This window comes from Bradyrhizobium sp. McL0616, from assembly GCF_049993385.1.
Lineage (GTDB): Bacteria > Pseudomonadota > Alphaproteobacteria > Rhizobiales > Xanthobacteraceae > Bradyrhizobium.
Window position 1 is genome coordinate 98,372 of the sequence record NZ_CP188255.1, and the last position, 13,046, is coordinate 111,417.

Consider the following 13,046-nt stretch of genomic DNA (forward strand, 5'->3'; position numbering starts at 1 on the left):
GACGCCATGATCCCGGGCGCGATTCCACGTCGCGCCGATTCTTTCAACCGTACGAGGTGCTCCAATGGCCGTTGGCAAGGTTTCCGATACCGATTTCGAAGCCGAAGTGCTCAAGGCGAACGGCCCGGTGGTCGTCGATTTCTGGGCGGAATGGTGCGGCCCCTGCCGCATGATCGCACCCGCCCTCGACGAGATCGCCGGCGCAATGGGCGACAAGGTCAAGATCGTCAAGCTCAACGTCGACGAGAGCCCGAAGACCGCATCCAAGTATGGCGTGATGTCGATCCCGACGCTCATGATCTTCAAGGGCGGCGAGATGGCCTCCCGCCAGGTCGGCGCGGCGCCCAAGGCGAAGCTGCAGCAGTGGATCACCTCCGCGGTTTGATCTGCTTCGCGGCACGATGATTTTCGACAACGGCCGGCGCTTCGTCGGCCGTTTTTATATTATGCCGGCCGCAATCATGCCGATCTCGTTTCGGCGAGCTTGGCGAGGCTCGCGAGAACCTCGGGAAGATCCGACGCAACCGCCGGACCGATCTCGGACGCCTGCGGCCCTCTTGCATCGACGGCGTAAACGACGCGCGTGCGCGCGGGTCCAAGAGGTTCGACAAGAGGTTCGATGCGATGGGCGACCTTGATGACGAGATCGCCGACCCGCGTTTCGTCGATGAAGCACGCGTTCTCGCGAACCTCGATCAGCTGAGAGCGTAGCGCCTCCTCGCCAGGAGGCTTCATCGTGAACCAGGTGCCGGCCGCAAATGGCCCGTCAATGTCGATCTGCTCGATGCCTGCGTTCCAGATTTTCCAACCGGGCACATCTCGGAAAATACTCCAGATCGTCTCCGCGGTTGCCGATGTCGCGACCGCGTATTCGCCCTGCCAGATATTTTCGTCGCTCACGGCACGCCGCCCCGTTTAATATGTGCGCTTAAACGCGTCTATCCGATCCAGCCCGTCGCCAATGCATTCGCCAGCTCCAGCTGGCCATTGCGGCGCGCGAGCGTAGCCATCGCTTCATGATCGTAGCTGACGTGGCGAAACGTCACCTGCCAGGCACCGTCAACCTGTTCGAGGATCGCGTAGCGCGCATGCGGCGTGCCGGCTTCGACGACATGCGGGAACGGATGCACATCACGATAGCCGGGGCTGCCGACGCTGCCGGGATTGACGATCAAGCGGCCATCGCGCAAGCGCACGGCGCGGGCGAGATGCGTGTGGGCGCACAGGATCAGCGATTGCGTGATGCCTTGTGCGAATTGCTCGATCCGGTCGAGCGGGGACATTGCGACGGTGCCGTCGGGATGCACGGTATCGAGCCAATAGACCTCATCGTTGCCGGGCGTCGCGTGGCAGAGGAACACCTGATCGCGAAACACACGTGTCATCGGCTGCGCGCGCAGCCAGTCGAGCTGCGAACTACCCAGCTGCGCATGTGCGGGCCGATCCCACGAACCCATCTTCTCCGGGGGACGGTCGAGCAGGTAGCGGTCGTGATTGCCGAGCACGTGCACGGCGTCGAGCGTCATCAGGATCTCGATGGTGTGGCGCGCGTCGAGCGGTCCGCTCAGCATGTCGCCGAGATTGACGATCTCTGTGATGCCCCGCGCGCGGATGTCAGCAAGCGCCGCCTCCAGCGCGAGATAATTTCCGTGGACGTCGGCAATCGCGGCGAAACGCATCGTCATTCTCACTCTCGTATCCGGGACACGAGAACCTCTATGCAGGAGGCGTGCCGTTGATCCCCAGCACGTGGCCGGCCAGATAGAGCGAGCCGGTGATCAGGATGCGCGGCGGCACTTCGTAGGCGAGTTTCGACAAACCGCGCAGCGCGGCTTCGATGCCGGGCGCGATCTCGACGCGCATGCTGAGGCTGCGCACCGCATCCGCAAGGCGATCGACCGGCATTGCGTTCTCGGTGTCGGGGATCGGCACTGCGATGATGTGACGGGTGAGGCCGGCGAAATTCGCGAGAAACGCCTGCGCATCCTTGTTGGCCATCATGCCGGCGATGACCACCAGCGGCCGCGACACCCGCTCCTCGAGATCGCCGAGCGCCGCCGCCGCGACGCGTCCGCCCTCGGCATTGTGGCCGCCGTCGAGCCAGATCTCCGAGCCCTGCGGCCCCCAGCCGAGCAGCTCCCCCGTGGTGAGACGCTGCATCCGCGCCGGCCATTCGGCACCGACGATGCCAGCCTCGAATGCGGCGTGATTGACCTTGAAGACGTTGATGGCGCGCAGCGTCGCGATCGCAAGGCCGGCATTGTCGAACTGGTGACGGCCGAACAGGCGCGGTGCCGCCAGATCCATCAGGCCGCGATCGTCGGAATAGACCAGCCGGCCGTGCTCGACATTGACGTGCCAGCTTTCGCCGGCCGCAAACAGCGGCGCGCGCATGCGCTTGGCCTGCGCCTCGATCACCGCCATCGCTTCCGGCGTCTGCTCCGCCGAGATGACGGGCACGCCGCGCTTGATGATCGCGGCCTTCTCGCCCGCGATCGATGTCAAGGTGGATCCAAGGAAATCCATGTGATCCATACTGACCGGCGTGATCACGCAGGCCGCCGGCGTATCGACCACGTTGGTCGAGTCGAGCCGGCCGCCGAGGCCGACTTCCAGCAGCACCGCATCGGCCGGGTGCTGTGCGAACAGACGGAAAGCAGCGGCGGTCTTGAGCTCAAAGACAGTCGCAGGCTCGCCGGCATTGACACGCTCGACCTCTTCCAGCGCCGCGTACAACTCCTCGTCGCCGACCAGCGCGCCGCCACCGGCGCGGCCGAGCCGAAAACATTCGTTGATGCGGACCAGATAGGGCGACGTGTAAGCGTGCACGCGCAGGCCGGCGGCCTCCAGCGTCGCGCGAAGGTAAGCGACCGTCGAGCCCTTGCCATTGGTGCCGGCGACGTGGATCACCGGCGGCAGCTTGCGTTCGGGATGACCGAGCCGCTCGAGCAGGCGGTGCATCCGCTCGAGGCCGAGATCGATGCGCTTCTGATGCAGAGCCGACAGCCGCCCGATCAATGCATCGAGCGACGGCTTTGCACTGTCAGCAGAGGCGTTCACGCGTGCGGCGCGGCCGGCGCCACTTCGGGAGCCACTACGATCTGCGCCGGACTGACGACCGGCTGCACCGATTTCGACGCGTTCTCCTGCGCCGGCGCCCTGGTCAGAAGGCGGCAGAGCCGCGCCAGAGTCGGACGCAATTCGTGGCGGTGCACGACCATGTCGACCATGCCGTGGTCTTTCAGGTATTCGGCGCGCTGGAAACCCTCGGGCAATTTCTCGCGAATGGTCTGCTCGATCACGCGCGCACCGGCAAAGCCGATCAGCGCGCCGGGCTCGGCGATCTGCACGTCGCCGAGCATCGCGTAGGACGCAGTGACGCCGCCGGTGGTCGGGTTGGTCAGCACGACGATATAGGGCTGCTTGGCCTCGCGCAGCATCTGCACCGCCACAGTGGTGCGCGGCATCTGCATCAGCGACAGGATGCCTTCCTGCATGCGCGCGCCGCCGGACGCCGCGAACACGATGAAGGGCGACTTCTTCTCGACCGCGAGCTCGAGCCCGCGCACGAGGGCTTCGCCCGCGGCCATGCCGAGCGAGCCACCCATGAAATCGAAATCCTGCACGGCGATGACCACGCCGGCGCCTTCGAGCTTGCCGTAGCCGACCTTGACCGCGTCGTTCAAATTGGTGCGCGCGCGCGCATCCTTGATGCGGTCGACGTATTTCTTCTCATCGCGGAACTTGAGCGGGTCGGGCGTGACGTCGGGCAGCGCGACGTCGAACCAGGTCTCGTTGTCGAAGATCGACTTCAAGCGCGCCACGGCGCCCATGCGCATGTGGTAGTTCGAGCCGGGGATGACGAACTGGTTGGCCTCGACGTCCTTGTAGAACACGAGCTGTCCGGAATCCGGGCACTTGATCCACAGATTCTCCGGCGTCTCCCGCCGCAGCATGTTGCGGATCTTCGGCCGGACCACGTTGGTAAGCCAGTTCATGGTTTGCTCCGATGTGCGAACCCGCAGGGGATCGCCTGAAGGGATATATGGCCGCCGGGCATTGCCCCGGCAAGCTGCCCTGTCGCCCGCCCGAGAAGCGGAATTATGGCCTATTCGGCCGCCTGTTGCGCACCCCTGACGCCCTGGGCCAGGGCCGCCGTCAGCTCGGCGACGGCGTTAACGGTTTTGGCGGTCGCGCGGCCTTCGGCGTCGAGGCTGTTCTTCAGCGCATCGATCAGCGCGGTGCCGACCACGGCGCCATTGGCATGCGACGCGATGGCGCGAGCATTCTCCGGCGTGCGGATACCGAAGCCGACGCAGACCGGCAGTTTGGTGTGCCGCTTGATGCGGGCAACCGCCTCGCTCACGACCGAGGCGTCCGCCGCCGCAGCCCCAGTGATGCCGGTGATGGCGACGTAGTAGACAAAGCCCGAGGTGTTGGCGAGCACCGCCGGCAGGCGCTTGTCGTCGGTCGTCGGCGTCGCCAGACGGATAAAGTTGAGGCCGGCCTTCATCGCGGGCAGGCAGAGTTCGTCGTCTTCCTCCGGCGGCAGGTCGACGATGATGAGGCCGTCGATGCCGGCGGTCTTCGCATCGACGAGAAACTTGTCGACGCCGTAGATGTAGATCGGATTGTAATAGCCCATCAGCACGATCGGCGTCGCGTCGTCGTCCTTCCGGAAGCTGCGCACGAGCTCCAGCGTCTTCCTGAGCGTCATGCCAACCTTGAGCGCGCGAAGCCCGGCTGCCTGGATCGAGGGCCCGTCGGCCATCGGATCGGTGAACGGCATGCCGAGCTCGATAACATCGGCGCCTGCCTTCGGCAGCCCCTTGATGATCTCGAGCGACGTCGCCGGATCGGGATCGCCGGCCATCACGAAGGTGACGAAGGCCGGACGGCCCTGCCTGGCGAGTTCGGCAAATCTTGTGTCGATACGGGTGGTCACTTCTTCCTGCCCTTCAAAATTTCCGTGATCTGCGGAATGTCCTTGTCACCGCGGCCGGAGAGATTGACGACCATCAGGTGATCACGCGGACGTTTCGGCGCCAGCTCCATCACCTTGGCGATCGCGTGCGCCGGCTCCAGCGCCGGAGGAATGCCCTCGAGCCGCGTCAGCAATTGGAATGCCGCGAGCGCTTCCTCGTCGGTTGCAGAGAGATAATTGACCCGGCCGGTTTCGTGCAGCCAGGAATGCTCCGGGCCGATGCCGGGATAATCGAGCCCCGCCGAAATCGAATGCGCGTCCTGGATCTGGCCGTCGGCATCCATCAAAAGATAAGTGCGGTTGCCATGCAGCACGCCGGGACGTCCGCCCGCGATCGACGCGGCATGCAGCTGCGTCAGCCCATGGCCAGCGGCTTCCACGCCGAAGATTTCGACGGTGGGATCGTCGAGGAACGGGTGAAACAGGCCCATCGCATTGGAGCCGCCGCCGATGCAGGCGACCAGCGAATCCGGCAGGCGGCCTTCGACCTCCTGCATCTGCACCTTGGTCTCGTTGCCGATGATCGACTGGAAGTCTCGCACCAGCGTCGGATAGGGATGCGGGCCTGCCACCGTGCCGATGCAATAGAAGGTGTTGTGCACGTTGGTGACCCAGTCGCGCAGCGCCTCGTTCATGGCGTCCTTCAGAGTGCGCGTGCCTGACTGCACCGGAACCACCGTTGCGCCCAGCATCTCCATGCGGATGACGTTGGGCTCTTGCCGCTCGACGTCGACGGCGCCCATATAGACCACGCATTCGAGCCCGAAGCGTGCGCACAGCGTCGCGGTGGCGACGCCGTGCTGACCGGCACCGGTCTCGGCGATGATGCGCTTCTTGCCCATGCGCCGCGCCAGCATGATCTGGCCGAGCACGTTGTTCACCTTGTGCGAGCCGGTGTGGTTGAGCTCTTCGCGCTTCAGATAGATTTTTGCGCCGCCGAGATGCTCCGTCAGGCGTTCGGCGAAATAGAGCGGCGAGGGCCGGCCGACATAGTTCTTGAGGTAGCCGTTCATCTCGGCCTGGAACGCCGGATCGGCCTTGGCCGCGGTGTAGGCCTTCTCCAGGTCGAGGATCAGCGGCATTAGCGTTTCGGCGACGAAGCGTCCGCCAAAGATGCCGAAATGGCCGCGCTCGTCGGGACCGCTGCGGTAGGAATTTGGTTTGGCGATGTTCATCGGACGCTCAACTCTTGACTTATATCTTGGGTGGCGCGCGCGGCGCGAATGAAGGCCTTGATCAGCTCCGGATCCTTGACGCCGGGGGCGCTCTCGACACCGGAGGACACGTCGACACCGCCGGCGCGGGTGACCCGCAGGGCTTCCGCAACATTGTCGGCGTGAAGCCCACCCGAGACCATATAGGGCAATGTCAGATCGAGATTTTCGAGCAGGTGCCAGTCGAATGGGGCACCCAGGCCGCCGGGCCGGGTCGCGTCCTTCGGCGCGCGCGCGTCGAACAGGATGCGGTCGGCGATCGCGGCGTAGCCAGGCAGCACGGCGAGATCGGCGGCGGCTGCAACCGGCACCACCTTCATCACGGGGCGACCGAAGCGCTGCTTGATGTCGCGCAGCCGCGCGACACTCTCCTGGCCGTGGAGCTGAAACATGTCGGGCGACAGCGCATCCATGATGTTGTCGAGCGTGGCGTCATCGGCATCGACCGTGAGCGCGACCTTGAGCGCGCGCCGCTTCACCTGCCGGCCGAGATCACGGCCGGCTTCCAGCGAGAGGTGCCGGGGCGACGGCGGAAAGAACACGAACCCCACCATGTCGGCGCCCGCATCGAGCGCCGTTTCGAGCGTCTCGCGCGTGGACAGGCCACAGATTTTGACGAGCAGGGACATGAGCTCAAAGCAGGTGAAGGCCGCAGGTCCGCGGCCGGAAAACAGCGCTTTCGGTTGCGGCCGCTTCTACAACGTCGCGCGCTGCTTGTCTCGCCCGACCGGCCCGTAAAGACCCACCCCGGTGGGGGCCGGGAGACGTTGGGGCTCGGGCTTCGCCGCGGCCGCCTGGGCCCGCAGAGTGGCCAGTTCGGTCCGGGCAGCCCTTGCATCCGCCTCGTGCCGGCGTGCTGCGCGCCGCCAATGCCGCTGGCCGAGCCAGACGGCGCAGCCGCCGGCGATGACGCCCAGGGCGGCGACCAGGAACAAGAGCAGGAACAGCGGCAGCGTGATCGACAACGCCGGGTCGTTCGTCATGAAGGGGTCGAGGGAGACCGTGACGTCACGCCGGTTCGCAACGTCGAAGGTGACCAGGAGCAGGCCCACCGGAATCACGATCAGCGCGGTCAGAAACTTTCGCATCTCGCTTCGCTCGCCTTGAATCAAGCCTGCGGCCGCATCACGCGGGTCGCTCGGTTAAGCCCGGACGACGGCTTTAGTCGGGCGCGCCCGGATCCGGATGGTCGCGATTCAGCCGCTCGCGCATTTCCTTGCCGGTCTTGAAGAACGGAACGCTCTTCTGGTCGACAGGGACATGAGCGCCGGTGCGCGGATTGCGACCGGCGCGTGCAGGGCGGTGCTTCACCGAGAAAGCGCCGAAGCCGCGCAGCTCGACGCGGTCGCCGCGTGCGAGTGCCGCTACGATTTCCTCGAGAATCGCATTCACAATGTTCTCGACATCCCGCTGGTACAGATGCGGGTTGTGCTCGGCGATACGCTGAACAAGTTCGGATTTGATCATCGAGAGATAGGACCCGGGAGCGTGCGGATGACCATTTCCGTGAAAATGCCTTGATCTGTCAAGACGCTAAATGAAGGTTGAGCGTCCTGAAAGTGCGTGACAAATGCCAAAAAAGCGGGCTGGCCCACCGCTCGCCAGACGGGAAAAGCCTCGCAAGCTCGCTCGGTTCCATGAGATTTCGGTCAATTCGACGCAGCCGGCTGCCACAAGGCGAGCATTCCATCCATTCCGAACCGATCGACCGCCTGCACGACGCCGGTCTTCTCGATCTGATGCGCAATCGAGCCTAAACCAAGCGCTTCCAGCGTGACGGCAGCAGCGGTCCTGAGGAACGGCAGGTCGCTGAATCGGGGCTCGAGCTTGAAGTCGCGCACGGTGAGACCCTTCTTGACGCCCTTCTGCTCCTCGAGCCAGGTCACGGCCGTCTTCTCGTCGCCCAGCTGATCAATCAGCTTGAGATCGATCGCCTGGCGGCCGGTGAAAACACGGCCATCGACAACTTTTTCAAGCTGCGTGTCATCCATGCCACGGCGTTGCTTCACCAGATCCTTGAACCAGGCATAGGAATCCTTCACCAGCGCATCGAGGGCTGCGCGCGCTTCCGGGCTGGTCGGCTCAAAACCGTTGGGCGCGGCCTTCAGCGGCGTGGACTTCACCTCCTCGACCTTGACGCCGATGGTCTTCAAGAGCTCGGTGACGTTGGGAAACTGGAACAGCACGCCGATCGATCCGACCAGCGAGCTCTGCTGGGCGATGATGTGGTCGCTCGCAATCGCGGTGATATAGCCGCCGGAAGCCGCAAGACCTTCGACCACGACGACCAGCGGCTTCTTCGCCTTCAGGCGCGTCAAGGAGTCATAGAGCTGCTCGGAGCCGGCGGTGGTGCCGCCCGGCGAGTTGATGTGAACGATGACGGCCGCGGCCTGCGAATTCTCGAGCCGCTCCAGCGCCCGCGTGCGGTCGGAATCGCTGCGGATCAGGCCCTCGATCTGCACCCGCGCGATCGAGCCGGCGGAGGCGAAGCTGCCGCGGCCGCCGGGCGTCACGATCAGCGCAAAGCCCGCGATCGCTGCGATCGCGATCAGCGCAGCCACGACGCGCCAGAACGTCAGCTTGCGGCGGATCCTGCGGCGATCGACGATGATGTCCGAATCGAGCGACATCGGGATATCTCCAAATGAAAGACCAGGCGCGTTGTGCCGTCACAGCGTGACCATTGGCTTATCTGGATACATCAATTGCGGCGCAATTTGAAGAAAGCAAGGCCGGTAGCCCGTAGCCCGGGCGCAACAAAAAAGCCCCGGCTCGCGCCGGGGCTTTGATGCTTGCGAAACTGGCGTTTCGCTTACTTGTCGCGGTTCTTGAGCGCGGTGCCGAGGATGTCGCCGAGCGTCGCTCCCGAATCGGAGGAGCCGTACTGCGCGATGGCTTCCTTCTCTTCGGCGACTTCGAGCGCCTTGATCGACACCTGGACCTTGCGGGCCTTCTTGTCGAACTGGATCACGCGGGCATCGACCTTCTCGCCGACGGCAAAGCGTTCGGCGCGCTGGTCGTTGCGGTCACGGGCGAGCTCCGAGCGCTTGATGAAGGTCGAGAAGTCGGTACCGGTGATCTTCACCTCGATGCCGCTTTCCTTCACTTCGAGCACTTCGCAGGTCACGACCGCGCCCTTCTTGACATCGCCCGGCTCGGCGAAGGGGTCGCCTTCGAGCTGCTTGATGCCGAGCGAGATGCGCTCCTTCTCGACGTCCACATCGAGCACCACGGCTTTCACCATGTCGCCCTTCTTGTAGTTGTCGATCACCTGCTCGCCCGGAAGCTTCCAGTCGAGGTCGGAGAGATGGACCATGCCATCGACGTCGCCCTCGAGGCCCAGGAACAGACCGAACTCGGTCTTGTTCTTGACCTCGCCCTCGACCGTCGAACCGGTCGGATGGCCTTCGACGAAGACCTCCCACGGGTTGCGCATGGTCTGCTTGAGGCCGAGCGAGATACGGCGCTTGACGGAATCGACTTCCAGCACCTGCACTTCGACTTCCTGCGAGGTCGACACGATCTTGCCGGGGTGCATGTTCTTCTTGGTCCACGACATCTCGGAGACGTGGATCAGGCCTTCGATGCCCGGCTCGAGCTCGACGAACGCGCCGTAGTCGGTGATGTTGGTGACACGGCCGGTGAAGCGCGCACCCAGCGGGTACTTGGCTTCGATGCCCTGCCACGGATCATCCAAGAGCTGCTTCATGCCCAGCGAGATGCGGTGCGTCTCGTGGTTGATCTTGATGATCTTGACCTTCACGGTCTGGCCGATCGAGAGCACCTCGGTCGGGTGGTTGACGCGGCGCCACGCGATGTCGGTGACGTGCAGCAGGCCGTCGATGCCGCCGAGATCAACGAACGCACCGTAATCGGTGATGTTCTTGACCACGCCGTCGATGACCTGACCCTCCTCGAGGTTCTGCACCAGCTCCTGGCGCTGCTCGGCGCGGGTCTCTTCCAGCACGGTGCGGCGGGAGACGACGATGTTGCCGCGGCGGCGGTCCATCTTGAGGATCTGGAACGGCTGCGCGTTGTTCATCAGCGGCGCGACGTCGCGGATCGGACGAATGTCGACCTGCGAGCGCGGCAGGAACGCCACGGCGCCGTCGAGGTCGACGGTGAAACCACCCTTGACCTGGTTGAAGATGACGCCCGTGACCTTCTCGTTGCCCTGGAACGCCTTCTCGAGCTTGCCCCAGCTCTCTTCGCGGCGCGCCTTGTCGCGCGACAGCACGGCTTCGCCGAGGGCGTTCTCGATGCGATCGAGGAACACTTCCACCTCGTCGCCGACCTTGATCTCGCTTTCACGGCCGGGGCCGGAAAATTCGCGCAGCGCGACGCGGCCTTCGGTCTTCAGGCCGACGTCGATGACGGCCATGTCCTTTTCAATTGCAACCACCTTGCCCTTGACGACGGAGCTCTCCTGCAGGCTGCCACCTGCGAAGGACTCGTCGAGCATCGCGGCGAAATCATCGCGCGAGGGGCTATAAGTATCAGCGGAAGTCAAAGCCATTTGTTCTCCAGTTGCGGATGTCTTGCCGGCCGTTGGGTTTTTGGGCGTATCGGACGCGCAGTGTCGGAAGGTCCACAAAACCTTCGAGCGACCGCTCGCTGCTCCGGTTTGCGCCGAAACAGCGGAAGCGGGCCGGCTGAGGCCCGCACGTTCGATACGTGGAAATCTTTGTCCGGAGCCTGGATCGCGCCGGTCCCAAGCTGGGACCGAGGGTATCGACCTCAAAGAGCGGGAGCGGGCGCTTCCTCCAATGACGACCGCGGCTTAACCCCGCGGACGGCCCGCTCGGACGGCCTCGATAATGTCGATGGCGGCCCGGACGCCGCCTTCTATATCCAGTTGGGAGTTATCTAGCAAGTAAGCATCGGGGGCAGGTTTCAGGGGCGCAATCGGCCGGTTCTTGTCCCGTTCGTCGCGCTGGATGATGTCGGCCAGCACGGCCGCCTCGTCCGCCTCCTCGCCCCTCGCCTTGGCCTCCATGGTACGGCGGCGGGCCCGAACCCTGGGGTCGGCGACAACGAAGATCTTCACGTCGGCATGCGGGCAGATCACGGTTCCAATGTCCCGGCCGTCCAGCACCGCCCCCGGCGGATCGGCGGCGAATTGCCGCTGGAAATTGAGCAGAGCCTCGCGGACTTTCGGGATCGCCGAGACGATCGAGGCGCCCTCGCCGGCCTTCTGGGTCTTCAGAGCGGGATTGCCGAACTTTTCGGGATCGAGTTCCAGCGCCGCCGCAACCGCCGCCGCCTCGTCCCGGAGGTCATGACCGGATTGCATCAGGGCGTAGGCCACCGCGCGGTAGATGACGCCGGTATCGAGATGACGATAGCCGTAATGGTGCGCCAGGCGCTTGCCGAGCGTTCCCTTGCCCGAGGCTGCCGGTCCGTCGATGGCGATGATCATGAAAACTCCGCCCCGAGCGAACGCATCATCGGAATGAAGTCCGGGAAGCTGGTGGCGATGAAGGCGGTGTCGTCGACGGTCACGGGCTGATCGGACGCGCAGCCCATCACCAGGGCGGACATCGCGATGCGGTGGTCCATGTGGGTGGCGACGAGGCCGCCGCCGGGGACATGGCCGCGGCCCTCGACGATCAGATCATCGCCGGAGACCTCGACCTTGACGCCGTTGACACGGAGCATGGCGGCGGTGGCTTCGAGCCGGTCGGATTCCTTGACGCGCAGCTCTTGCAGGCCGCGCATGATGGTCGTGCCTTCGGCGAAGGAAGCGGCCACCGCCAGCACCAGATATTCGTCGATCATCGAGGGCGCGCGTTCCGGCGGCACCTCGACGCCACGCAGTTTTGACGCGCGCACGCGCAAGCGCGCCATCGGCTCGCCGGCATCGCCGCGCACTTCGCTTTCCTCGATCGAGGCGCCCATTTCGCGGAGTGTGGTGAACAGGCCGGTGCGCAGCGGGTTGGTCATGACATCGGACAGGACGACGTCGGAGCCCTCGGCGATCAGCGCGGCAACGATGGGGAACGCCGCTGACGATGGATCGGCGGGAACAATCACGGTGGCGCCGTGCAATTCCGGCTGACCCACGAGCGTGATGCGGCGGCCGTGCTGGCCCTCCCGCGTCGAGATGATGTCGGCGCCGAAATGCTTCAGCATCAGCTCGGTGTGGTCGCGGCTGGCCTCAGACTCGATGACGGTCGTGGCACCCGGTGCGGCCAGGCCGGCGAGCAGCACCGCTGATTTGATCTGGGCCGAGGCGACCGGGGTCTTGTAGGTGATCGGCAGCGGATCGCGCGCGCCCTGGACGGTCAGCGGCAGACGGCCGCCCTCAGCGGCGGAAACGACCTTGGCACCCATCTTTTCGAGCGGATCCAGGATCCGTCGCATCGGGCGGGTGCGCAGCGAGGCATCGCCGTCGAACACCGCCGAGATCGGGCAGCCGGCGACGGCCCCCATCACCAGCCGGCAGCCGGTGCCGGAGTTGCCGAAATCCAGCGGCGCGGTTGGTTGGGCGAAGCCGGCGACGCCTACTCCGTGCACCTTCCAGGCGAAATCCCCGGTGCGCTCGACCTTGGCACCCAGCGCCTGCATGGATTTGGCGGTGTTGAGGACGTCCTCGCCCTCGAGCAGGCCCGAAATCCGGGTCTCGCCGACAGCAAGTGCACCCAGGATCAGGGCGCGGTGGGAGATCGACTTGTCCCCGGGCACCCGTACTTTCCCGGTCAGGGGACCGCTTGCGCGCGACTGAAGCTGCGTCGGCTGGTCGGAATGGGTCAAGATTGTGTCCTTGGATGCGCCTCAAAGGCTGGCGCGCACGTACCACATGGTGTCCTCGACGTCACCGGCATGTCTTTCTCCCGTAATGCGCTATT

The 13,046-nt window shown here is 64.8% G+C and carries 14 protein-coding genes; 1 reads left to right on the forward strand and 13 read right to left on the reverse strand.

From position 1 onward, the window contains the following. Window positions 1-64 precede the first annotated feature (64 nt). The gene (gene trxA / locus ACPPVR_RS00415; protein ID WP_007598398.1) at window positions 65-385 is read left to right on the forward strand and encodes a thioredoxin; all 321 of its coding nucleotides are present in this window, start codon (window positions 65-67) and stop codon (window positions 383-385) included. A gap of 74 nt (window positions 386-459) precedes the next feature. On the opposite strand, the gene ACPPVR_RS00420 is transcribed toward trxA, so the two are convergent. The 13 genes from ACPPVR_RS00420 to aroA all read right to left on the reverse strand — a co-directional run bounded on the left by ACPPVR_RS00420 (window position 460) and on the right by aroA (window position 12,951). Further along, a complete protein-coding gene (locus ACPPVR_RS00420; RefSeq protein ID WP_426612351.1) occupies window positions 460-900 on the reverse strand; it encodes an SRPBCC family protein in 441 nt (146 codons plus the stop codon). A 38-nt stretch (window positions 901-938) separates the two neighbouring features. Next, the gene (locus ACPPVR_RS00425; RefSeq protein ID WP_426616296.1) at window positions 939-1,679 is read right to left on the reverse strand and encodes a metallophosphoesterase family protein; all 741 of its coding nucleotides are present in this window, start codon (window positions 1,677-1,679) and stop codon (window positions 939-941) included. Window positions 1,680-1,716: 37 nt separating this feature from the next. Beyond that, on the reverse strand, window positions 1,717-3,060 hold the full coding sequence (locus ACPPVR_RS00430) for a bifunctional folylpolyglutamate synthase/dihydrofolate synthase (protein WP_426612352.1): 1,344 nt from the start codon (window positions 3,058-3,060) through the stop codon (window positions 1,717-1,719). Beyond that, window positions 3,057-3,998: an acetyl-CoA carboxylase, carboxyltransferase subunit beta gene (accD, locus tag ACPPVR_RS00435; protein WP_426612353.1), complete on the reverse strand. Its 942-nt coding sequence runs from the start codon at window positions 3,996-3,998 to the stop codon at window positions 3,057-3,059. Before accD ends, ACPPVR_RS00430 begins: the two co-directional genes overlap by 4 nt. A 110-nt stretch (window positions 3,999-4,108) precedes the next feature. After that, window positions 4,109-4,945, reverse strand: coding sequence for a tryptophan synthase subunit alpha (trpA, locus tag ACPPVR_RS00440; RefSeq protein ID WP_426612354.1), 837 nt, complete (start codon window positions 4,943-4,945; stop codon window positions 4,109-4,111). Then, on the reverse strand, window positions 4,942-6,159 hold the full coding sequence (gene trpB, locus ACPPVR_RS00445) for a tryptophan synthase subunit beta (RefSeq protein WP_426612355.1): 1,218 nt from the start codon (window positions 6,157-6,159) through the stop codon (window positions 4,942-4,944). The genes trpA and trpB overlap by 4 nt, the downstream gene beginning before the upstream one ends. Then, window positions 6,156-6,827, reverse strand: coding sequence for a phosphoribosylanthranilate isomerase (locus ACPPVR_RS00450; protein ID WP_426612356.1), 672 nt, complete (start codon window positions 6,825-6,827; stop codon window positions 6,156-6,158). Before ACPPVR_RS00450 ends, trpB begins: the two co-directional genes overlap by 4 nt. A gap of 66 nt (window positions 6,828-6,893) precedes the next feature. Continuing rightward, entirely contained in the window at window positions 6,894-7,286 is a 393-nt protein-coding gene (locus ACPPVR_RS00455; RefSeq protein WP_426612357.1) for a lipopolysaccharide assembly protein LapA domain-containing protein, read from the reverse strand. A 73-nt stretch (window positions 7,287-7,359) separates the two neighbouring features. After that, window positions 7,360-7,665 (reverse strand): integration host factor subunit beta, encoded by a 306-nt coding sequence (locus tag ACPPVR_RS00460; RefSeq protein WP_007598410.1) that lies wholly within the window; start codon window positions 7,663-7,665, stop codon window positions 7,360-7,362. A gap of 182 nt (window positions 7,666-7,847) precedes the next feature. Beyond that, window positions 7,848-8,828, reverse strand: a complete 981-nt coding sequence (sppA, locus tag ACPPVR_RS00465; RefSeq protein WP_426612358.1) for a signal peptide peptidase SppA — start codon at window positions 8,826-8,828, stop codon at window positions 7,848-7,850. A 182-nt stretch (window positions 8,829-9,010) separates the two neighbouring features. Further along, window positions 9,011-10,714, reverse strand: coding sequence for a 30S ribosomal protein S1 (rpsA, locus tag ACPPVR_RS00470; protein ID WP_426612359.1), 1,704 nt, complete (start codon window positions 10,712-10,714; stop codon window positions 9,011-9,013). Window positions 10,715-10,978: 264 nt separating this feature from the next. Next, window positions 10,979-11,617 (reverse strand): (d)CMP kinase, encoded by a 639-nt coding sequence (cmk, locus tag ACPPVR_RS00475; RefSeq protein WP_426612360.1) that lies wholly within the window; start codon window positions 11,615-11,617, stop codon window positions 10,979-10,981. Beyond that, window positions 11,614-12,951, reverse strand: a complete 1,338-nt coding sequence (gene aroA / locus ACPPVR_RS00480; protein ID WP_426612361.1) for a 3-phosphoshikimate 1-carboxyvinyltransferase — start codon at window positions 12,949-12,951, stop codon at window positions 11,614-11,616. Before aroA ends, cmk begins: the two co-directional genes overlap by 4 nt. Between the last annotated feature and the right edge of the window lie 95 nt (window positions 12,952-13,046).